This is a genomic window from Streptomyces endophyticus (assembly GCF_035798155.1).
Classification (GTDB): domain Bacteria; phylum Actinomycetota; class Actinomycetes; order Streptomycetales; family Streptomycetaceae; genus Streptomyces; species Streptomyces endophyticus.
In genome coordinates, this window is the sequence record NZ_JAOZYC010000134.1 from 26499 (window position 1) to 48519 (window position 22021).

At 71.2% G+C, this 22021-nt stretch carries 17 protein-coding genes; 8 read left to right on the forward strand and 9 right to left on the reverse strand.

The window, feature by feature from the left end; translation table 11 throughout:
- Nucleotides 1-19: 19 nt before the first annotated feature.
- The 4 genes from OKJ99_RS23425 to OKJ99_RS23440 are packed head-to-tail and all read right to left on the reverse strand — an operon-like array spanning nucleotide 20 to nucleotide 4008.
- A complete protein-coding gene (locus OKJ99_RS23425; RefSeq protein WP_326019334.1) occupies nucleotides 20-790 on the reverse strand; it encodes an alpha/beta fold hydrolase in 771 nt (256 codons plus the stop codon).
- Nucleotides 787-1581 (reverse strand): aspartate dehydrogenase domain-containing protein, encoded by a 795-nt coding sequence (locus tag OKJ99_RS23430; protein ID WP_326019335.1) that lies wholly within the window; start codon nucleotides 1579-1581, stop codon nucleotides 787-789. The genes OKJ99_RS23425 and OKJ99_RS23430 overlap by 4 nt, the downstream gene beginning before the upstream one ends.
- On the reverse strand, nucleotides 1578-2501 hold the full coding sequence (locus tag OKJ99_RS23435) for a VOC family protein (protein ID WP_326019336.1): 924 nt from the start codon (nucleotides 2499-2501) through the stop codon (nucleotides 1578-1580). The genes OKJ99_RS23430 and OKJ99_RS23435 overlap by 4 nt, the downstream gene beginning before the upstream one ends.
- A gap of 22 nt (nucleotides 2502-2523) precedes the next feature.
- Complete coding sequence (locus OKJ99_RS23440) at nucleotides 2524-4008, reverse strand: aldehyde dehydrogenase (protein ID WP_326019337.1); 1485 nt, start codon at nucleotides 4006-4008, stop codon at nucleotides 2524-2526.
- Between the two features lie 207 nt (nucleotides 4009-4215).
- Between OKJ99_RS23440 and OKJ99_RS23445 the strand changes: the two genes are divergently transcribed.
- Nucleotides 4216-5598, forward strand: a complete 1383-nt coding sequence (locus OKJ99_RS23445) for an MFS transporter (protein ID WP_326019338.1) — start codon at nucleotides 4216-4218, stop codon at nucleotides 5596-5598.
- 72 nt (nucleotides 5599-5670) lie between these two features.
- Here the strand turns inward: OKJ99_RS23445 and OKJ99_RS23450 are convergent, their stop codons facing one another.
- Nucleotides 5671-6768, reverse strand: coding sequence for a TetR/AcrR family transcriptional regulator (locus tag OKJ99_RS23450; protein WP_326019339.1), 1098 nt, complete (start codon nucleotides 6766-6768; stop codon nucleotides 5671-5673).
- Nucleotides 6769-6970: 202 nt separating this feature from the next.
- Between OKJ99_RS23450 and OKJ99_RS23455 the strand changes: the two genes are divergently transcribed.
- Genes OKJ99_RS23455 through OKJ99_RS23475 form a run of 5 tightly spaced genes read left to right on the forward strand, consistent with a single transcriptional unit; the run spans nucleotide 6971 to nucleotide 12007 of the window.
- Nucleotides 6971-7861 (forward strand): FAD binding domain-containing protein, encoded by an 891-nt coding sequence (locus OKJ99_RS23455; protein WP_326019340.1) that lies wholly within the window; start codon nucleotides 6971-6973, stop codon nucleotides 7859-7861.
- Nucleotides 7858-8448, forward strand: coding sequence for a (2Fe-2S)-binding protein (locus OKJ99_RS23460; protein WP_326019341.1), 591 nt, complete (start codon nucleotides 7858-7860; stop codon nucleotides 8446-8448). The genes OKJ99_RS23455 and OKJ99_RS23460 overlap by 4 nt, the downstream gene beginning before the upstream one ends.
- Nucleotides 8449-8453: 5 nt before the next feature.
- Nucleotides 8454-10796, forward strand: coding sequence for a xanthine dehydrogenase family protein molybdopterin-binding subunit (locus tag OKJ99_RS23465; RefSeq protein WP_326019342.1), 2343 nt, complete (start codon nucleotides 8454-8456; stop codon nucleotides 10794-10796).
- A gap of 22 nt (nucleotides 10797-10818) precedes the next feature.
- Nucleotides 10819-11433 carry an SRPBCC family protein gene (locus OKJ99_RS23470; RefSeq protein WP_326019343.1) on the forward strand — a complete coding sequence of 205 codons (615 nt, stop codon included), beginning with the start codon at nucleotides 10819-10821 and terminating at the stop codon, nucleotides 11431-11433.
- A gap of 52 nt (nucleotides 11434-11485) precedes the next feature.
- A complete protein-coding gene (locus OKJ99_RS23475; protein WP_326019344.1) occupies nucleotides 11486-12007 on the forward strand; it encodes a MarR family winged helix-turn-helix transcriptional regulator in 522 nt (173 codons plus the stop codon).
- A 222-nt stretch (nucleotides 12008-12229) separates the two neighbouring features.
- Here OKJ99_RS23475 and OKJ99_RS23480 read toward each other — a convergent pair whose 3' ends face one another.
- The 4 genes from OKJ99_RS23480 to OKJ99_RS23495 form a co-directional block, all read right to left on the reverse strand.
- Nucleotides 12230-13846 carry a glycerol-3-phosphate dehydrogenase/oxidase gene (locus OKJ99_RS23480; RefSeq protein WP_326019345.1) on the reverse strand — a complete coding sequence of 539 codons (1617 nt, stop codon included), beginning with the start codon at nucleotides 13844-13846 and terminating at the stop codon, nucleotides 12230-12232.
- Nucleotides 13847-13855: 9 nt separating this feature from the next.
- On the reverse strand, nucleotides 13856-15403 hold the full coding sequence (gene glpK / locus OKJ99_RS23485) for a glycerol kinase GlpK (RefSeq protein WP_326019346.1): 1548 nt from the start codon (nucleotides 15401-15403) through the stop codon (nucleotides 13856-13858).
- A 47-nt stretch (nucleotides 15404-15450) separates the two neighbouring features.
- Nucleotides 15451-16245, reverse strand: coding sequence for an MIP/aquaporin family protein (locus OKJ99_RS23490; protein ID WP_326019347.1), 795 nt, complete (start codon nucleotides 16243-16245; stop codon nucleotides 15451-15453).
- Nucleotides 16246-16569: 324 nt separating this feature from the next.
- Nucleotides 16570-17382, reverse strand: a complete 813-nt coding sequence (locus OKJ99_RS23495; protein WP_326019348.1) for an IclR family transcriptional regulator — start codon at nucleotides 17380-17382, stop codon at nucleotides 16570-16572.
- A 286-nt stretch (nucleotides 17383-17668) separates the two neighbouring features.
- Between OKJ99_RS23495 and metH the strand changes: the two genes are divergently transcribed.
- Together metH and OKJ99_RS23505 are read left to right on the forward strand one after the other, a co-directional pair.
- Nucleotides 17669-21178 carry a methionine synthase gene (metH, locus tag OKJ99_RS23500; protein ID WP_326019349.1) on the forward strand — a complete coding sequence of 1170 codons (3510 nt, stop codon included), beginning with the start codon at nucleotides 17669-17671 and terminating at the stop codon, nucleotides 21176-21178.
- Between the two features lie 99 nt (nucleotides 21179-21277).
- Nucleotides 21278-21973, forward strand: coding sequence for an HAD family hydrolase (locus tag OKJ99_RS23505; protein ID WP_326019350.1), 696 nt, complete (start codon nucleotides 21278-21280; stop codon nucleotides 21971-21973).
- Nucleotides 21974-22021: the final 48 nt, after the last annotated feature.

Below are 22021 nucleotides of genomic sequence, written 5' to 3' on the forward strand. Positions count from 1 at the left end.
GACGGTCGGGCAGTGACCGTCAGGCAGTGACGATGTGCAGGTGGGACAGGACCCAGGCGTTGAACCGCTCGGGCTGTTCCTGGTTGGCCAGGTGACCGGCGTCCTTGACGATCACGTAGGCCGTCTTGTGCAGGCCCCCGGCGATGACCTGGGAGGCCTCGACGCCGGTGACCTTGTCGCGGTCGCCGCAGATCACGAGCGTGGGAGCGGAGACGGCGGACAGTTCGGGGCGCAGGTCGGCGCCGGCCATGGCCTCGGCGGCGTACCCGTAGCCGGGCAGCCGCACGGAGGAGGCCATGGTGTCGACGACCCGCTCGACGAGCGCGGCGGGCGCCAGGTCCGAGACGAGGCGCGGTCCGCGCTTCTCGGCGAACGCGCGCGGCCCGACCTCGGCCAGCTCCGTGGCCCTGGCCCGCATCCCGGCGGCCTTCGCCGCCTCGGTGCCTGAGCCCGCGCTGGAGTCGGCGACGATCAGCGAGTCGACGAGGTCCGGGTGGCGGGTCGCCAGCCGCAGCGCGATGACACCGCCCCACGAGACGCCGAGGACGTGCGCCGAAGTCCCGTACGAGCGGATCAGCTCCGCCGCGGCGTCCGCGAAGCCGTCGAGGTCCAACGGACCTTCCGGATCAGCCGACTTGGCGTAGCCGGGCGCGTCCCAGGCGATGACCCGGGCGTACGGCGCGAGCCCTTCGAGCTGCGGCGCGAACGCGGCCGACGAGGAGCCGATCCCGTGCAGGCAGAGCAGCAGGGGGCCTTCGCCGCCCGCCTCTTCCACATGGATCGTGCTCACAGGATCTGCCCCGACCGCCCGGCGAGCGCGGCCACCGACCGCAGCACCGAGTACGGGACGACCTGGCTGGTCGCCGGGTTGCCCGGGTCGGGCCGGTGCGCGACCTCGAAGCGGTACGAACCGTGCTCCCCGGACGCCTCGATGACGTGCCGGGTGAGCGTGGCCCCCGGATCGGCGACGACCTCGACCCGCACAGCGTCCAGGTCGCCGACGGCGAGGGCGACCGAGGCGGCCACGTTCGTCGACTTGGGGAACTTCACCGGCACATCGCGCGCCGTGCCGGACATGACCACGACGGGCCCGGTCGCCGAGCGCATCCGGCCCAGCAACTCCTCGTCCATCCACGGCTGTTCGAGGGTGGAGGGCAGCTTCGTGGTCGTCAGTCGGACGTCCTCGATCGGCCCCAGGGCCCGCACGGCCTGGAGCAGATCGAGGCCGCCGACCGCGCCGCCCGTGAAGTACACCCGGCCGGGCCCGGCGGCGAGCAGCCGCTTGGCCAGCTCGTCGTCGGTGAGGGCCCCGGTCGAGGCCACGAGCAGATCGGTACCGGAGCTGAGGACGTGCTCGCCCCACTCCCGTACGACACCCTGACCGGCCGCCTCCACGATCAGGTCGCAGCGCTCGATGGCCTCCTCGAAGGTCACCTGCGGCGCGGGCGCCGCCTCACCGAGCGGCCGGTTGTCGACGATGCACGTCAGCTCGGCGCCCTGGACGTCCTGCCCGGCGAGCGCGGTGCCGACGATGCGGCCGATGGCGCCCCAGCCGACGAGTCCGACCTTCAGCGTGCTCATTTCTCTGCTCCTTCGGGAATGACCGGGGACTCCGGCGAACCGGCCATGTGACAGCGGATCTCCTTCGACGGCGGCCCCGCCGTGCCCCACAGGTCGGACAGCTCCGGCACCCGCCGCCACACCTTGGCGATCCACCGGTCCTCGACGATCTGCGCGACCTCGGACGTGTACTCGCAGACGAGCCCGGTCGGGTCGGTGAAGTAGGAGAAGGTGTTGTTGCCGGGCCCGTGCCGCCCGGGACCCCACTGCGGGACGATCCCGTGGTGGCGCAGTCGGCCGAGCCCGCGCATGAAGTGGTCGACCGAACTCATCTCGTACGCCACGTGGTTGAGGGACACCCACTCGGCCTGGTTGAACGCGATGCAGTGGTGGTCGGCGTTGCAGCGCAGGAACGCCATCTGGTGCTCGGACCAGTCGGAGACGCGCAGGCCGAGGACGTCGCGGTAGAACGCGACGGCGGCGTCGATGTCGGGGGTGTTGAGGACCGCGTGCGTGACGCCGACCGGCACGGCCGTGTCCTGGCCGCGCGGCGCGACCGCCCAGGTCTCGGCGGACAGCTCGACGAGCCGGCCCTCGTGGTCGTGGAACCGCAGGCCGTAGCCGCCGCCGACCTGGTCGAGCATTCCGGGCCCCGCGACCGGCACGATCCCGCGGGCCTCCAGGCGGCGCGCCGCCTCGTCGATCTCGGCGGGGGTGGTGACGGCGAACACGAGGCGGCCGAGGCCGGTGCGGTCGGAGCGGGTGAGCTGGAGGGCGTGGTGCTGCTCGCCGGTGCCGCGCAGCCAGCTCGCGCTGTGCTCGGACTCGACGACCTCAAGGCCCCACGCCTCTTCGTAGAAGTCGGTGGCCTCGGCGAAGGAGGGGGTGAGCAGTTCGACGGAGCGCAGCGCGCGCAGCCGGGCGATCGGGGGGTGGGACATCGTAAGGACTCCTGGATCGTGGTCAGTTGGCCCAGGGGAGCGGGGCTTCGGACGTGCCCCAGTACAGGGACTTCTGGCGTTGGTAGGCGCGGATGGCGTCACGTCCCTTCTCGGTGCCGAGGCCGCTGTCCTTCATCCCGCTGAACGGGGTGGACGCGCTGAACTGCTTGTACGTGTTGATCCACACGGTGCCCGCGTCGATCCGGTGGGCCAGGTTCCAGGCGGCGCGGTGGTCGCGGGTCCAGATCCCGCAGGCCAGGCCGTACACGGAGTCGTTGGCCTGCTCGACCAGGTCGTCCTCGTCGTCGTAGGGAAGCACCACCAGGACCGGGCCGAAGATCTCCTCCTGGCAGGTCCGGGAGTCGTTCGCAAGGCCGGCGAGGACGGTGGGCAGGTAGTACGCGCCGTTCTCGTACGCGGGGCCCTCGGGCGCGGCGCCGCCGCACAGCACCTCGGCGCCCTCGGAGCGGGCGAGGTCGACGTAGGCGGCGACCGAGTCCCGGTGGTTCGCGTGGACGAGGGGGCCCACCTGCGTGTCGGGGTCGGTGCCGGGTCCGACACGCAACTTGGCTACCCGCGAGACGATTTCACCGACGAACGACTCGTACAGCGACGCGTGGACGAACAGTCGCGAACCCGCGATGCAGGACTGCCCGCTGGACGAGAAGATCCCGAACATCACGCCCGCGAGGGCCTGCTCCACGTCCGCGTCGGCCCGCACGATCGTGGGTGACTTGCCGCCCAGTTCGAGGGAGGCGGGGATCAGCTTGCGCGCGGCGATCCCGGCGATGGAGCGGCCGGTCTCCGTGCCGCCCGTGAAGCCGATCCGGCCGACGAGCGGGTGCCGTACGACGGCGTCGCCGACCACCCGTCCGCTGCCCGGAAGCACCGACAGCAGGGCGGTGGGCAGGCCGAGCTCGGTGAGGGCCCGGGTGATGATCCGGCCGAGCTTCAAAGAGACCAGCGGGGTCCAGGCGGCCGGCTTGAGCAGCACCGCGTTCCCGGCGGCCAGGGCGGGCGCGATCTTCTGCGCGTCGCTGGCGACCGGGGAGTTCCACGGGTTGATCGCGCCGACCACGCCGATCGGCTCGTGCACGCTCATCGTGACGTACGGGCCGCGCGAGGGGGTGATCGTCTCCTCGGCGGTCTCCAGCGTCGCGGCCAGGTACCGGAAGGTGCCGGCCGCGCTGAGCGCGAGCGCCTTCGTCTCGGTGAGGGTCTTGCCGGTGTCGGCGGTCTGCGTCGCGGCCAGCTCGTCGGCGGCCTCCTCGGTCAGCTCCGCGATCCGGTACAGGAGCCGGGCCCGCTGGTGGGGGAGGAGGTCGCGCCAGGCCGGGTCCGCCGCGGCCGCTGCCGCCGCCCGCGCGGCCTCGTCGACCTCTTCGGCGGACGCGGTGTGCAGCGTGGCGAGCACCTGCCCGGTGGCGGGGTCGACCGTGTCGAGCGGGGCACCGGCGCCCCGTCGCCACTGGCCCGCGACAAGGATTTCGGTGGGGTGGTGGGACACGGCGGGACCTCCGACACACGGGAGTTGACTTGCTGAAGCACTAGAAAGCTAAGCGCTTAAATGTTTCTCCGCAAGACCCTGCCGTCGGAAGCTTCGCGGTTCACCCGTCTTCAGATGCCTAAGCGCCTAACCATTGACCGCTAAGGAGTTGGCTTCTACTGTCGCCGCATTCCCCTCGTGTTCGCGTGCTCGCGGAAGGACCCCTCCATGACGACTGTGGCCGGTAAGGCCGGAGAATCCGGCAGCCAGGGCCTCGGCTCGATCGCGGCCAGACTCGAACGGCTGCCGCACTCCCGCTGGCACGTCAAGGTGCGCTTCCTGATCGGCGCCGTGACGTTCTTCGAGGCCTTCGACCAGCTCCTGGCCGCCTCCGCGCTGCCCGTCCTCATCAAGGACTGGCACCTGAGCACGGGGCAGGCGACCTTCGCGGTCACCTCGGGATCCATCGGCATGCTGCTCGGCGCGCTGGTCGCCGGGTGGCTGGGCGACAGGATCGGCCGGGTGCGTACGGTGGCCCTGGGTGTCGCGATCACCGGCCTCGCCAGCCTCGCCGTCGCCACGGCCAACGGGATCGAGCTGTTCTCGCTCTTCCGGTTCGTCCAGGGCCTCGGCATCGGCGGCGTCGTCCCGGTCGCGGCCACGTACATCAACGAGATCTCCCGCTCCGACAAGCGCGGCCGCTTCGTCCTGCTCTACGAGATGATCTTCCCGGCCGGGCTCGCGTGTGCCAGCCTCGTCGCGGTGTGGGTCGTGCCGAACCTGGGCTGGCGCGCGATGTTCGTGCTCGGCGCGCTGCCCGTCCTGATCGCCGTGGCGCTGCCCAAGCACGTCGCCGAGTCGCCGCGCTGGCTGCTCTCCCAGGGGCGGCTGGAGGAGGCCGAGCAGGTCATCACCCGGATCGAGGGGGAGGTCGAGCGGGCCGTGGGCAAGCCGCTGCCGGAGCCCGGCCCTGCGCCCGTGGCGGAGACCGGACGCGGCCGGCTGCGGGACCTGTTCACCGGCCGCTATCTGCGGCGCACCGCCGTCCTGTCCGGCCTGTGGTTCGTCGCGTACTACGTCAACCACGGCATCTCGACGTGGCTGCCCTCGCTCTACACCAAGAACTTCGGCCTGGACCTGACGACCGCGCTGGTCTACACGCTGCTCAGCAACATCACCGGCCTGGTCGGCACCTTCGTCGTCGCGCTCGTCATCGACCGGATCGGGCGGCGCCCCGCGCTGGTCGCGGCGCTGGGCGGCACGGCGCTCACCCTCGGGATCCTGGCCGTGGCCGGGGTGACGTCGGGGATCCAGGTCGCCCTGTTCGCCTCCTGCACCACGTTCTTCGTCTACGCGATCAACGCGGGCCTCTATCTCTACTCGCCGGAGCTGTACCCGACGCGTAACCGGGCCACCGGCGCGGCTTTCGGCGGCCTGTGGAACCGGCTCGGCGTGATCCTCGGCCCGATCACGGTCGGCGCGATCATCAGCTCCGGCGGTGGACTCGGCCTGGTCTTCGCGCAGTTGGCGGCCGTGGCGGTCGTGGGCGCGGTGATCGCCCTGTTCGCGGTGGAGACGAAGGGGAAGACGCTGGAGGAGCTCAACTCGTAACGGGGGACTGCGGGCATGCCGCGGCGCCGGGGCCAGGTGGCTCCGGCGCCGCCGTCATGCGGGGGCCGGTGTTCACGCGGGGCCCGGCGGATCCGTGAGGGCACCGCCCAGCGTGCCCAGCAGGCGCCGCAGGCTCCGCCGCTCGTCCGGCCGCAGCCCGGCGAGCAGCTCCCGCTCACCCGCCCTGCGCTCCTCGGTCACCTGGTCGACCAGGACCCGCCCGGCCTCGCTCAGCCGCAGCTGCACGATCCGCCGGTCCCGGTCGTCCCGCTCCCGCTCGATGAGCCCGGCCCCCGCGAGCCGGTCCGCGTGCTGGGTCATCCCGCCGGCCCCGACCGCACCGGCCGCGGCCAGCTCGCCCATGGTGCGGCGGTGCGGGGCGGGGGTGCGACGCAGCTCGGCGAGCACCTCGAAGGCGGCGAGGGAGAGGCCGTGCCGCTTGACGACGCGGCCGATCAGGGTGCGGTAGCGGTCGGCGGAGTCGGTGAGGGCGGCGAAGACGCGGGTGTCGGCGTCGGTGGCGGGGGAGTCCTCGGCCCGCGGCGGCTCGGCGGCGCCCTCCGCGGGCGTGCCGATCGCCGCGGCCAGTACGTCCGCGAGCAGCGGTTCCAGGTCGGCCGTCGGCACCGAGCGGGCCGGCTCGTGCGCGAACAGGTAGCGCTCCATGATGACCCCGAACAGCACGCTGCGGATCATGCCGATCCGGGCCGCCGCCTCGGGTCCTTCGCCGAGTACGCCCTCCAGGGGCCCGGTCACCAGCCGTTCCAGAAGCTCGCTCAACTGCTGTGCGCTGGGCGGGTGGTTGAGCGCCGAGCGGATCAGCGCGGCCAGCGGGTCCCGCGTGGAGAGCCGGTCCCAGCGGTCGAGGTAGGAGTGGGCGAGGGCCCCCGGGAGACCGGCCGGATCGTTGCCCGCCTCGTCGAGCAGGGCGGCCGTGACGCCGGTCCCCTCGCCGACGACGGCGCGGAAGAGCCCGTCCTTGGACCCGAAGTACGCCATGACGAGGCCGGGCGTCACCCCGGCCTCCGTGGCGATCGCCCGGATGCCGGCGCCCTGGTACCCGTGGGCCGCGAACAGCCGCCGGGCCGCTTCGAGCACGGCCCTCCGGTTCCCCTCGGGGTCGTGGGAGCGGCCGCGCCGCTTCTCCTGCGTCTCCTGCTGTGCGTCCACGTCGCCACAGTAGTCGAGCGGGGGGAGCGGCAGATTTCTGCACGACCGTTCAAAACGGTTCCCCTTGAAAACACGTGGAAACACTGGGAAACACTGGTTCGGGTGAACCTCTTGCCAAGAAGGTACTTCAGGGTCAATCATTTCAGGTCTTAGGTATACCCGTACCCGCTCGCCCGATCCGAGAGGCCTGGTGGCAGACGGTTTGAAACCCACACCCTTCGACTACAGCGCCCCGCGCTCCGTCCCGGAGGCGCTCGCCCTGCTCGCCGACGAGGACCGCGAGCCCAAGGTGGTGGCCGGCGGCCAGTCGCTGATCCCGATGCTGAGCATGCGGCTCGCCCGCCCCGGCCTCCTCGTCGACATCACGCGCATCCCCGGCCTCGGTGAACTCTCCGTCGACGCGTCGGGCGCGCTGCGCGTCGGCGCCGCCGTCCGCCAGTCCGCAGCGGCCGCCGACCCACGGCTCCGCGACGGCTGGCCGCTGCTCGCCGCCGCGATCGGGCACATCGGGCACCCGCAGATCCGGGCCCGCGGCACCGTCTGCGGCAGCCTCGTCCACCACGACCCGGCCGCCGAGCTCCCCACCGCCGCCGTGGCGCTGGACGCCCGCTTCGTCATCGCGGGACCGGCGGGAGAGCGCACCGTCGGAGCCGAGGAGTTCTTCGTCGCCACCTTCCAGACCGCCGTCGAGCCGGACGAACTCCTCACCGAGGTCGTCTTCCCGGCCCGCGGCGGCGGCTGGGCCTTCGAGGAACTCACCCGCAGACACGGCGACTTCGCCACGGTCGGCGTCGCCGTCCTTCTGGAGCGCTCGGGTGACGAAGGCTCGGGTGACGAAGGCTCGGGCGACACCGTGCGCACCGCCCGCGTCGTCTTCTGCGGCGTCGGCCCCACCCCGGTCCGGCTGCCCGCCGTCGAAGCGGCGCTGACCGGCACCGACGCGGGTCCCGCCGCCCGCGACGCCGCGCGCGAGGCCGCCCTGGCGCACCTCGCCCCGTCCGACGACGTCCACGCCACGGCCGCGTACCGCCGCGAGGCCGCCGCCCACCTCCTCGCCCGCGCCTGCACGACAGCTTGGGAGCGCACCCGATGACCTCCGTGACCCCCGCCGCCCGCCCCGCGCGGACCCCGCCACTCGCCGAACCCTCCGGCTGGCACGAGATACACCTGACCGTCAACGGCGAACCCGTCACCGCACAGGTCGAATCCCGGCTGTTGCTCAGCGACTTCCTGCGCGACCGGCTCCGGCTCACCGGCACGCACGTCGGCTGCGAGCACGGCGTGTGCGGAGCCTGCACCGTCCTCGTCGACGGCACGCCCGTCCGCTCCTGCCTCACGCTCGCCGTGCAGTGCGAGGGCGCCGAACTGCGCACCGTCGAGGGCCTGGCCCGGCCGGACGCGCCGCTCACCCCGGTGCAGGAGGCCTTCCACACGTGCCACGGCATGCAGTGCGGCTTCTGCACCCCCGGCTTCCTCATGACGGCGACGGCCCTGACCGAACAGGACGAACGGCCCGACGACACCGAGGTCGCCGACGCGCTCAGCGGCCACCTCTGCCGCTGCACCGGCTACCGGGGCATCCGCCGCGCGCTCGGCCGGGCCCTCGACGAGACGTACGAGACAGCCACCGACTCGCAGCACCCACAGCACTCGCAGCAAGACTCACGGCAAGGGGAGTGACCCACATGCCCGCCCCCTGGATCGGCCGCCCCGTTCCCCGCGTCGAGGACGACCGCCTGCTGCGCGGCAACGGCCGCTACGTCGACGACATCGAACTGCCCGGCGCCGCCGAGGCCGCCGTCCTGCGCAGCCCGCACGCCCACGCCCGCGTCGAGTCGGTCGACGTGACCGCCGCACTCGAAGCCCCGGGCGTCCTCGCCGTCTGGACCGGCGCCGACGTCGCCCATCTCGCGCCGCTCCTGAACAAGGAGGAGCTGCGCACCCCGCCCCGCCTCGCCGAACTCCTCGACCCGCGCGTGGCCACGACCCCGATGCCGCTGCTCGCCACCGACAAGGTCCTCTACGTCGGCCAGCCCGTCGCCATCGTCTTCGCCGACAGCCGCTACCTCGCCGAGGACGCCCTCGAACTCGTCGACGTCCGCTACGCGCCGCTGCCCGTCCTCGTCGACCCCGACCGCGCCCTCGCGGACGACGCCCCGCTGCTCCACGAGGACCTGCCGGACAACACGGCGGTCGCCGTCGCCGCCCAAGTGGGCGACCCCGCCGCCGCGTTCGCCGCCGCGCACACCGTCATCAGCGAGGAGTTCCAGGCGCACCGCTACGTCGCCTCGCCCATCGAGACCCGCGCCGTCGCCGCCCGCGTCGACCCCTACAGCGGCGACCTCACCGTCTGGTCCAACACCCAGACCCCGCACCGCGTCCGCGAGTCCATCGCCACCACCCTCGGCCTCGACGCCGAATCCGTCCGCGTCATCGCCACCGACGTCGGCGGCGGCTTCGGCCAGAAGGGCATCCTCTACGTAGAGGAAATGCTGATCCCGTACGCGGCGGGCAAGTTGGGCCGCCCCGTGGTCTGGCGCGAGGACCGGGGCGAGAACCTCACCGCCGCCTCGCACGCCCGCGAGCAGATCCACCGCATCGAGCTCGCCGCCGACGCCGACGGCAGACTCCTCGCCGTACGCGACCGGATCACCGTCAACTTCGGCGCGTACAACATGACCGGCCTGGTCGTCCCGTACAACTCGCTGTGCCACCTCCTCGGCCCCTACCGGATCCCGAACGTCGACATCGACGTCCTCGGCGTCCTCACCAACACCGCCTTCGCCACGCCCTACCGGGGCGCCGGACGCCCCGAGACGGTGTTCGCGATGGAGCGGGCCATGGACCGGCTCGCCGCACAACTCGGCCTGGAACCCGCAGAGTTGAGGGCCCGCAACCTCATCGGCCCCGACGACATGCCGTACACGACCGGCCTCGTCGACCGCTCCGGCAACCCCCAGTCGTACGACTCCGGCGACTTCCCCGAACTCCTGCGCCGGGCCCGCGCCAAGGTGGACACCACCCGCCGCGAACCGCGCGAGGGCAAGCACATCGGCGTCGGCTACGCCATGTACATCGAGGCCACCGGGCTCGGCCCGTTCGAGACCGCGCGCATCGACATCGCCCCCAGCGGCCGCGTCAAACTCGCCATCGGCGCACCCTCACAGGGTCAGGGCCACCGCACATCCATGGCACAGATCGCGGCCGACGCACTCGGTGTGCCGCTTGATGTCATCGACGTGGTGGGTGGTGACACCTCCGCGACCCCCTTCGGCGTCGGCACCATCGCCAGCCGCGCCCTCGTCAACGCGGGCAATGCCACCCACCGGGCAGGCAGGCTCGTACGCGAGAAGGCCCTCGACGCGGCAGCGCGCCGCCTCTCCGTCCCGGCGGCCGAACTCACCCTCACCGAGGGCGTGTTCACCACCAAGGAGCCCGACGGGCCCACCCTCACCCTCGCCGAACTCGCGGGCCGCGCCCCGCTCCCCGACACCCCCGAACCCACCGACGGGCGCTACGGCACGGAACTCAGCGAGACCGTCCACTTCCGGCCGCCCGGCTTCGCCGTCGCCAGCGGAGCGCACGCCGCCGTCGTCGAAGTCGACGAGCACACCGGCGAGTTGGAGATCCTCCAGTACGTCGTCGTCCACGACGCCGGTGTCATCGTCAACCCGCTGATCGCCGAGGGCCAGGTCACCGGAGGCATCGCCCAGGGCATCGGCGGCGCCCTCTACGAGGAGATGATCTACGGCCCCGACGGCCAGCCCCGCACCGGCACGTACATGGACTACCTCGTCCCCACCTCCTCCGAGATCCCCGACCTCGACATGGACGAGATCCACTCGCCGAGCCCCATGAACGACCTCGGCGTGAAGGGGCTCGGCGAAGGCGGTGCCATCGCCCCGCAGGCCGTCCTCGCGAACGCCGTCGAGGATGCCCTGCGCCCCTTCGGCGTCGTCGTCCGCCGCGGCCCGCTCTCACCCAGCCGTATCCGCGACCTGCTGCGCACGGCCCCCGCCACCCACTGACCCACGACCGGGAAGATCGACCATGCAACTCGACCACACCTTCACCGTCCCGGCCGCGCCCGACGAGGCCTGGAAGCTCTTCCACGACCTCGGCCGCGTGGCCCCCTGCATGCCCGGCGCCGTCCTCGACACCCTCGAAGGCGACACCTTCACCGGCCGGGTGAAGGTCAAGGTCGGTGCGGTGCAGATGAGTTACCGGGGCGAGGGCACCGTGACCCGCGACGATGCCGCCCGCACCATGCGGCTCGCCCTCAGCGGCAGTGAGACCCGCGGCGCGGGCACGGCCTCCGCGACCGTCACCGCCGAGCTCGTCGCCGACCCCGCGGGCACCCGCGTCCGGGTCCGTACCGACCTCGACATCACCGGCCGGCCCGCCCAGTTCGGGCGCGGCATCATGGCCGAGGTCGGCGACCGCATCGTCGGCCAATTCGCCGACCGCCTCGCGGAGTTGATGTCGGGCCCGCAGGTGGGGACCGCCACTGCGGCGGCACCCGCCGAACCGGAAGCCGTCGACCTCGGCGCCGCCGCCCTGCCCGTCCTCCTGAAGAAGGCCGCCGTTCCGGCCGCCGCCGTGCTCGCGGCGGTGATACTGGTCCGAGTGATCGGCAGGCGCCGCCGCGGATCGCTTCAGGGGTAGAATTTTCAGGGGCGTAACAATTCACGCCCGTGAGACGCGCGAGGGGACGGGGATGGCCGAGCGGAAGGCGAAGCGGCACGACGCCGTGACACAGATCGTGGCGGACTGGGCGCGTGAGCGGCCCGAGCTCGACACAGGACCGCTGGAGGTGCTGGCCCGGCTGCACCGCTCGTTCCTGCGCTACAACACCAAGCTCAACGCGTCGATCGAGCGGCACGGCCTGTCCGTGGCCGGGTTCGACGTGCTGACCGCGCTGCGCCGCGCCGGCAAGCCCTACCGGCTCACCGCCGGGCAGCTCGCCGACTCGGGGCTCGTCTCGTCCGCCGGGGTCACGCTGCGGATGGACCGCCTGGAGAAGGACGGCCTGATAGTGCGCGAGCGGGACGCCGAGGACCGCCGCGTGGTCTACTCCCGGCTCACCGACGAGGGGCTCGCCATGGTCGACGAGGTCTTCGCGGACCACCTGGCCAACGAGGAGCGGATGCTCGCCGGCGTCTCCCCGGCCGAACGCCGCCAACTGGCAAGACTGCTCGGCAAGCTGGAGTCCTCAATCCTGGACGCGGACGACGACTAGAGCCTCTGCGGCGGCTGAGCCAAATCAAGCCCCTGCGGCGATTGAGCAGCGGGGCCCGGGGCAGAGCCCCGCGACCGCAACGTCGGTTCGGCGAAATCAGCCCCGCCGGCGATTGAGGCGCGGGGTCCGGGGCAGAGCCCCGCGACCGCAACCCCGTCGCAGGGCACCAGAAAGGGGCGGCACCCCCCGTGGGAGCCGCCCCTTCGTCACGCCGGGCAGGACCTACTTCTTGTCGAGCAGATCCTGCACCTTGGCCCGCACATCATCCGTGTCCAGGCCACGAATCGTCAGCGTCGTCCGGCGCCGCAGCACATCGTCCTGCGTCTCGGCCCACTCGTTGTCACGGGCGTACACCACCTGCGCCCAGATCTCCGGCGCGTCCGGGTGGACGCGCTGGGCGAGCTCCGGGCTCTCGTTGGCGAGCCGGGCGATGTCGAAGGACAGCGAACCGTAGTGCGTCGCCAGGTGCTTGGCCGTGTCGGCGCCCATCCGCGGGCCCGGCGCCGGGCTGTCCACCAGGAGGCGGTGCGCGACGGCGCGCGGGTTGGCGACACCCGGCAGCGGCAGCTTCTTCGGCAGCGAGTTGATCGGCTCGTAGTCGTCGCCGAGCGGGTGGCCGGGCAGCGACTCCAGCTTCTGCATGACCGTGCGGCCGATGTGCCGGAACGTCGTCCACTTGCCGCCCGAGACGGACAGCATGCCGCCCTTGCCCTCGTTGACGACCGTCTCGCGCTTGGCCTTCGACGTGTCGCCGGGGCCGCCGGGCAGCACGCGCAGACCGGCGAAGGAGTACGTCATCAGCTCGCGCTTGAGCTGCTGGTCGCGGACCGAGAACGCGGCCTCGTCGAGTATCTGGTCGATGTCCTTCTCGGTGACCGAGACGTCCGCGGGGTCACCCTCGTACTCCTCGTCGGTCGTGCCGAGCAGCAGCATGTCCTCCCAGGGGAGGGCGAAGGTGATGCGGTACTTGTCGATGGGGGTCGCGAGCGCGGCCTTCCACGGCGAGGTCCGCTTCATGACCAGGTGCGCGCCCTTGGACAGGCGGATGGACGGCGCCGAGTTCGGGTCCTCCATCTTGCGCAGGTGGTCGACCCACGGACCGGTCGCGTTCAGCACCAGGCGGGCGCTGACCCCGAACTCGTCACCGCTCGTGCGGTCCTTGAGCTCGGCGCCGGTGACCCGGCCGTTGGTGAAGCGCAGCCCGGTGACCTCGGAGTGGTTGAGGACGACGGCGCCCGCGTCGACGGCCGCGCGGACCGTCATCAGCGCCATCCGCGCGTCGTTCATCTGGTCGTCGCCGTACACGGCGACGGCCTTCAGGTTGTCGGTCCGCAGCTCCGGCACGTCCTGCTGCGCCTTCGACGGGCTCAAGAGGTGCCCCACACCGTCGCCGAACGCGGACAGCGCGCTGTACGCGAAGACACCCGCGCCCAGCTTGGCCGCGCCGTGCGGGCCGCCCTTGTAGACGGGCAGGTAGAAGGTCAGGGGGTTGGCGAGGTGCGGGGCCACATTGCGGGACACCGCACGCCGCTCGAAGTGGTTCTCCGCGACCAGCTTCACCGCACCGGTCTGCAAGTAGCGCAGACCGCCGTGGAGCAGCTTGGAAGACGCGGAGGACGTGGCGCCGGCGAAGTCGCCGGCGTCGACCAGGGCCACCCTGAGACCGGACTGCGCCGCATGCCAGGCAGTGGAGATGCCCAGGATGCCGCCGCCGATGACCAGGAGGTCGTACGTCGCCTTGGAAAGCTGCTCGCGGGTCTCGGCGCGGCTCGGGTTGGAACCGGCGACCGGGTGCGTTCCGAGGGCAGGCACGGTCTGGAGGGTGGACTGGGTACTCATGGTGGGGTGTTACTCCTCGACAGAGCTGTCTTCGAGCCAGCCCATGGACCGCTCCACGGCCTTGAGCCAGCTCTTGTACTCACGGTCGCGGGTGTCCGCGTCCATGTTCGGGGTCCACTCGGCGGCCCGGCGCCAGTTGGCACGCAGCTCGTCGGTGTTGGACCAGAAGCCGACGGCGAGACCGGCGGCGTAGGCGGCGCCGAGGCAGGTCGTCTCGGCGACCATCGGGCGCACCACCGGCGCGTCCAGGAAGTCCGAGAGGGTCTGCATCAGCAGGTTGTTGGATGTCATGCCGCCGTCGACCTTGAGCGCGGTCAGCTCGACGCCGGAGTCCTTCGTCATGGCGTCGGTGATCTCGCGGGTCTGCCAGGCGGTGGCCTCGAGCACGGCGCGCGCGAGGTGCGCCTTGGTGACATAGCGGGTCAGGCCCGCGATGACACCGCGCGCGTCGGAGCGCCAGTACGGGGCGAAGAGGCCGGAGAAGGCGGGCACGAAGTACGCGCCGCCGTTGTCCTCGACCGAGGACGCCAGGGTCTCGATCTCGGCGGCCGACTTGATCAGGCCCATCTGGTCGCGCATCCATTGCACCAGGGAGCCCGTGACGGCGATCGAGCCCTCGAGCGCGTAGACCGGCTTCTGGTCGCCGATCTGGTAACCGACCGTGGTGAGAAGGCCGGAGTACGAATTGATGGCCTTGTCCGCGGTGTTCATCAGCATGAAGGTGCCGGTGCCGTACGTGGACTTGGCCTCGCCCTCGGCGAAACAGGTCTGGCCGAACAGGGCCGCCTGCTGGTCGCCGAGCGCCGAGGCGACCGGGATGCCGCCGAGCAGGTCGCCCAGCTTGCCGCCGGTGACCTCGCCGTAGATCTCGGCGGAGGAGTGGATCTCCGGCAGCATCGACATCGGGACGCCGATGGAGGAGCAGATCCGCTCGTCCCACTCCATCTCGTGCAGGTTCATCAGCATCGTGCGGGAGGCGTTGGTGACGTCGGTGAAGTGCTTGCCGCCGTTGACACCGCCCGTCAGGTTCCAGATGACCCAGGTGTCCATCGTGCCGAAGAGGATGTCGCCGCGCTCCGCGCGCTCCCGCAGGCCCTCGACGTTGTCGAGCAGCCAGCGGGCCTTGGGGCCCGCGAAGTACGAGGCCAGCGGCAGGCCGGTCTCGCGGCGGAAGCGGTCCTGGCCCACGTTGCGCCCGAGCTCCTTGCACAGGGCGTCGGTGCGGGTGTCCTGCCAGACGATGGCGTTGTGGACGGGCTCGCCGGTGTTCTTGTCCCAGAGCAGCGTCGTCTCGCGCTGGTTGGTGATGCCGATGGCCTTGATGTCGTCGCGCGTGATGCCGGCCTTGGTGATGGCCCCGGCGACGACTTCCTCGACGTTGGTCCAGATCTCGTTCGCGTCGTGCTCGACCCAGCCCGGCTTCGGGAAGATCTGCTCGTGCTCCTTCTGGTCGACGGAGACGATCCGGCCGTCCTTGTCGAACACGATGCAGCGGCTGGACGTGGTGCCCTGGTCGATCGCCGCGATGAAGGGGCCGGTGGTGTGTGCGTCGGTCACGGAGTGCTCCTCGTCGTACGTGAAGTGGTCGGTTTCGGTGGCGCCGCTCAGAACAGCTGGTAGATGGCGCCGGCGAGGGCACCACCGATGAGCGGACCGACCACCGGGACCCAGGCGTACGACCAGTCCGAACCGCCCTTGTTGGGCAGCGGGAGCAGCGCGTGCACGATGCGCGGACCGAGGTCGCGTACCGGGTTGATGGCGTAGCCCGTGGGGCCACCGAGGGAGAGACCGATACCCACCACGACGAGCGCGGTGATCAGGGCGCCGAGCACACCGAGGCCGTTGCCCTCGGCGTTCAGGCCCTGCGTGAGGATCGCCAGGACGAGCACGACCGTGGCGATGATCTCCGTGACGAGGTTCTGCACCATGTTCCGGATCTCGGGACCCGTGGAGAAGACGCCGAGCACGGGGCCGGCCTCGGGCGCGGCCTTCGGGTCGACGAGGCCTTCGTCGTCGGCGCTGCCGTTGTGCGCGGCGAGGACCTCGCGGTCGGTCAGGTGGGCGTGGAACTGCCCGTAGTACGCGAGCCAGACCAGGACCGCGCCGATCATGGCGCCGAAGAGCTGGGAGACGAGGTAGAGCGGTACGTCGCTCCACTTGGTGCCGCCCTCGATGGCGAGGCCGAGAGTGACCGCGGGGTTGAGGTGCGCGCCGGAGACGCCGCCGGCCAGGTAGGCACCGGTCAGGACCGCGAAGCCCCAGCCGAACGCGATGGCGACCCAGCCGGCCTCGAACGCCTTGGAGCGCTTGAATGTGACGGCGGCGCAGACGCCACCGCCCAACAGGGTGAGTATGGCGGTACCGATGGTCTCGCCGATGAAGATGTCGTGGCTGGACACCCGCGACTCCTTTGTCCTTCGTCCAGTGGGAAACCCGAGTAACGAACCCTCCGGGTCCCTTTCCGGTGGTCCGAGACCCTCAGGCGAGGGTCGGGTCCGGTCTGGCCTGTTCACACTCTAACGCGTATTGCCGGTAGGTGTTCGACAATGCCGACCGATGGACGCGAGTCTCGCTCTGCGGCTCCTGGCTCGTCAAGGGATCTTTTATCGAATGCGCGATCGTTATTGATCGCCTGCGGTTATCGCCCGTCGGGGGCCGGTGGGCGTCCAACGATGGTCACTCGGATTGATGCGGCCTGCACCTTGAGCCGCACCCGCCGCGGCTCAGAAGCGGCTGGCGCCCAGATCGCGGGAGACGGCGCGGGCGCAGTCGCGGACGGCCGCGATCAGCTCGGGGCGCAGCCCGCCCGACGCGGCGCCGCCACCGGCCCCGGCCTCGTCCCCGTCCGAGGAGGGGGCCTTGCAGACACGCTCCACGGCGCCGGTGATGCCCACCGCGCCCACCGGCATCCGGTGCCGGTCGTGGATCGGGGCCGCGACCGAGGCCACGCCCTCCCAGGTCTCCTCGACGTCGGCGGCGTACCCGCGCGCACGCGTGAGGTCGAACACCGCCTCCAGCTCCCCGGGGTCGCACACCGTGCGCGCCGTGAAGCCCTTGCGCTCGGCCTCCAGGGCCTCGCTGTGCGCCACCGGGTCGTACGCGGAGAGCACCTTGCCCAGGGCCGTGGAGTGCAGCGGGTGCATCGCGCCGACCTCCAGGACCTGCCGGCTGTCGTCGGGCCGGAAGACGTGATGCACGATCAGCACGCCCTGCTGGTGCAGGACGCCGAGGTAGACCGCCTCACCGCTGGAGCGGGCCAGGTCGTCCGTCCACACCAGGGCACGCGCCCGCAGCTCGTGCACGTCCAGGTAGCTGTTGCCCAGGCGCAGCAGTTCGGCGCCCAACTGGTAGCGGCCCGAGGCGGAGTCCTGCTCCACGAAGCCCTCGGCCTGCAGGGTGCGCAGGATGCCGTGGGCCGTGCCCTTGGCGAGGCCGAGCGAGGCGGCGATGTCCGAGAGGCCGAGCCGCCGCTCGCCGCCCGCGAGCAACCGGAGCATGGCCGCGGCCCGTTCGAGCGACTGGATGTTGCGTGCCATCGCAGTCCCTTCCTCCCTCGGTTCTTCTCGCTGACAGCTGACGGCCGGCAGGGGTGGTCGCCATGCGACGTTCGGCAATGCTGAACAGTATCGGTCGTTGCCGACCTCCGGCGAGCGCGGCGTGCGCCAATATTTCCATCGGATGCTTCCGGCCACGACACGCGCACGCCGTTCCGGCTCGTGGACCTACCTACGACAGGACCATCGTCCCCGTTACCCTGACCGGGTGCGCCTCCGGGAGTGGAGCCGCAAAGCCGACAGCCGTCGCACCTCTGGGAGAACTTTCATGGCCTCGTTGCCAACGCCCGCATCCGATTCCCGCGCCCGTGTGGACGCCCTCCGAGAAGCCCTCGCCACCCGCGTCGTGGTGGCCGACGGAGCGATGGGCACCATGCTGCAGGCGCAGGACCCGACCCTCGAGGACTTCGAGAACCTCGAGGGCTGCAACGAGATCCTCAACCTCACCCGCCCCGACATCGTGCGCTCCGTGCACGAGGAGTACTACGCGGTGGGCGTGGACTGCGTCGAGACGAACACGTTCGGCGCGAACCACACCGCCGCCAGCGAGTACGACATCGGCCACCGGATCCACGAACTGTCCGAGTCGGGCGCCCGCCTCGCCCGCGAGGTCGCCGACGAGTTCGCCGCCAAGGACGGCAGGACGCGCTGGGTGCTCGGCTCCATCGGCCCCGGCACCAAGCTGCCCTCGCTCGGCCACATCGACTACGCCACGATCCGTGACGGCTACCAGAAGAACGCCGAGGGCCTGCTCGCGGGCGGCGCCGACGCGCTGATCGTCGAGACCACGCAGGACCTGCTGCAGACCAAGTCCAGCCTCATCGGCGCCCGCCGGGCGATGGACGCGCTCGGTGTCTCGGTCCCGCTGGTGTGCTCGCTCGCCTTCGAGACGACCGGCGTGATGCTGCTCGGCTCGGAGATCGGTGCCGCGCTCACCGCCCTCGAACCGCTCGGCATCGACCTGATCGGCCTCAACTGCTCCACGGGCCCGGCCGAGATGAGCGAGCACCTGCGCTATCTCGCCCGCCACTCGGCGACGCCGCTGATGTGCATGCCCAACGCGGGACTGCCCGTCCTCACCAGCGACGGCGCGCACTTCCCGCTCACCCCGCCGGAGATGGCCGACGCCCACGAGACGTTCGTCCGCGACTTCGGCCTCCAGCTGATCGGCGGCTGCTGCGGCTCGACGCCCGAGCACCTGCGCCAGGTCGTCGAGCGCGTCCGGGGCACCGAGCCGACGCCGCGCACCCCGCAGCCCGAGCCGGGCGCCGCCTCGCTCTACCAGACGGTGCCGTTCCGTCAGGACACCGCGTACATGGCGATCGGTGAGCGTACGAACGCCAACGGCTCGAAGAAGTTCCGCGAGGCCATGCTGGAGGCCCGCTGGGACGACTGCGTGGAGATGGCCCGCGACCAGATCCGCGAGGGCGCGCACATGCTCGACCTGTGCGTCGACTACGTGGGCCGCGACGGCGTCGCCGACATGCAGGAGCTGGCGGGGCGTTTCGCCACCGCCTCCACCCTGCCCATCGTCCTGGACTCGACCGAAGTCGACGTCCTCCAGGCCGGCCTGGAGAAGCTCGGCGGCCGCGCGGTCATCAACTCCGTGAACTACGAGGACGGGGACGGCCCCGAGTCCCGCTTCGCGAAGGTCACCAGGCTGGCGCAGGAGCACGGCGCCGCGCTGATCGCGCTGACCATCGACGAGGAGGGCCAGGCCCGCACCCCCGAGCACAAGGTCCAGATCGCCGAGCGGCTCATCGACGACCTCACCGGGAACTGGGGCATCCTCGAGTCCGACATCCTCATCGACACCCTGACGTTCACGATCTGCACCGGTCAGGAGGAGTCCCGGGGCGACGGCACCGCCACCATCGAGGCGATCCGCGAACTCAAGCGCCGCCACCCCGACGTACAGACGACGCTGGGCCTGTCGAACATCTCCTTCGGCCTCAACCCGGCAGCCCGCATCCTCCTCAACTCCGTCTTCCTCGACGAGTGCGTGAAGGCGGGCCTGGACTCGGCGATCGTGCACGCCTCCAAGATCCTGCCGATCGCCCGGTTCGACGAGGAGCAGGTCACCACCGCCCTCGACCTGATCTACGACCGCCGCGCCGAGGGCTACGACCCACTGCAGAAGCTGATGGCGCTGTTCGAGGGCGCCACCACGAAGTCCCTGAAGGCGGGCAGGGCCGAGGAGCTGGCGGCCCTTCCGCTGGACGAGCGCCTCCAGCGGCGCATCATCGACGGCGAGAAGAACGGCCTGGAGGCCGACCTCGAAGAAGCGCTGCAGACCCGGCCGGCCCTCGACATCGTCAACGACACCCTCCTGGAGGGCATGAAGGTCGTCGGCGAACTGTTCGGTTCCGGCCAGATGCAGCTGCCGTTCGTGCTCCAGTCCGCCGAGGTCATGAAGATCGCGGTGGCCTACCTGGAGCCGCACATGGAGAAGTCCGACTCGGAGGGCAAGGGCACCATCGTGCTCGCCACCGTGCGCGGCGACGTCCACGACATCGGCAAGAACCTCGTCGACATCATCCTGTCCAACAACGGCTACAACGTGGTCAACCTGGGCATCAAGCAGCCCGTCTCCGCGATCCTCGACGCGGCCGCCGAGCACCGGGCCGACGTCATCGGCATGTCGGGCCTCCTGGTCAAGTCGACCGTGATCATGAAGGAGAACCTTCAGGAGCTCAACCAGCGCAAGATGGCAGGCGACTTCCCGGTCATCCTGGGCGGCGCCGCCCTCACCCGCGCGTACGTCGAGCAGGACCTGCACGAGATCTACGAGGGCGAAGTCCGCTACGCCCGCGACGCGTTCGAGGGCCTGCGCCTGATGGACGCGCTCATCGCGGTCAAGCGCGGCGTGCCCGGTGCGGTGCTGCCGGAGCTCAAGCAGCGCCGGGTGCCCAAGCGTGACGTGGTGGTCGAGGAGGCGCCCGACGAGGGCCCCGTGCGCTCCGACGTCGCCGTCGACAACCCGGTCCCCGAGCCGCCGTTCTGGGGCACCCGCGTCATCAAGGGCATCCAGCTCAAGGAGTACGCGTCCTGGCTCGACGAGGGCGCCCTCTTCAAGGGCCAGTGGGGCCTGAAGCAGGCGCGGACCGGCGACGGACCCACGTACGAGGAGCTGGTGGAGACCGAGGGCCGTCCGCGGCTTCGCGGCTGGCTCGACAAGCTGCACACGGACAACATGCTCGAAGCGGCCGTCGTGCACGGCTACTTCCCGTGCGTGTCCAAGGGCGAGGACCTGATCATCCTGGACGACGCGGGCAACGAGCGGACCCGGTTCACCTTCCCGCGCCAGCGCCGCGGCCGCCGCCTGTGCCTCGCGGACTACTTCCGCCCGGAGGAGTCCGGCGAGACCGACGTCGTGGGGCTCCAGGTCGTCACCGTCGGCTCGCGGATCGGCGAGGAGACGGCGAAGCTGTTCGCGTCCGACTCCTACCGCGACTACCTCGAACTGCACGGCCTGTCCGTGCAGTTGGCGGAGGCCCTCGCCGAGTACTGGCACGCGCGCGTGCGCAGCGAACTCGGCTTCGCCGGCGAGGACCCGGCCGCCATGGCGGACATGTTCGACCTGAAGTACCGGGGCGCCCGCTTCTCCCTCGGCTACGGCGCCTGCCCGAACCTGGAGGACCGCGCGAAGATCGCCGACCTCCTGGAGCCGGAGCGGATCGGCGTACAGCTCAGCGAGGAGTTCCAGCTCCACCCCGAGCAGTCCACCGACGCGATCGTCATCCACCACCCCGAGGCGAAGTACTTCAACGCGCGGTAGTACCGAGCAGTCGTACACTGTTCGGTCCAGCGCAGGCCGGTTGCCCTTGAGCTCGAAAAGGGGGCAACCGGCCTCTTCGTCCCTCATGGAGGTGTACGGATGACCAGTACGGTCCCCGCACTCGGTACCCGAACGGCCGAAGGCTCCACGCTTCAGGCCGTGCTCCTCGACATGGACGGAACACTCGTCGACACCGAGGGATTCTGGTGGGACGCCGAGGTGGCCGTCTTCGCCGAACTCGGCCACGCCCTCGACGACGCCTGGCGCCATGTCGTCGTCGGCGGGCCCATGACCCGCAGCGCCGGCTTCCTCATCGAGGCCACCGGCGCCGACATCACCCTGCCCGAGCTGACCGTGCTGCTCAACGACGGCTTCGAGAAGCGGATCAGCAGCTCCCTGCCGCTGATGCCGGGAGCCGCGAGACTCCTCGCCGAACTCGCCGCGCACGACGTGCCGGCGGCGCTCGTCTCCGCCTCCCACCGCCGCATCATCGACCGCGTCCTGCACTCCCTCGGACCGGCCAACTTCCGCCTCACCGTCGCCGGTGACGAGGTCTCACGCACCAAGCCGCACCCCGACCCGTACCTCCTCGCCGCCGCGGGGCTCGGCGCCGAACCGGGGCGCTGCGCCGTCATCGAGGACACCGCCACCGGCGTCACGTCGGCCGAGGCGGCGGGCTGCCAGGTCGTCGCCGTGCCGTCCGTGTCGCCGATCGAGCCCGCGCCCCGGCGCACCGTCGTCCGCTCCCTGGAACACGTCAACGTGCCTTTCCTGCAGGGACTCATGACGTCCTGAAGTCCCCGGGGTGGCTGAATCGAGGCGCACGACAAGCTCGTTGAGGGT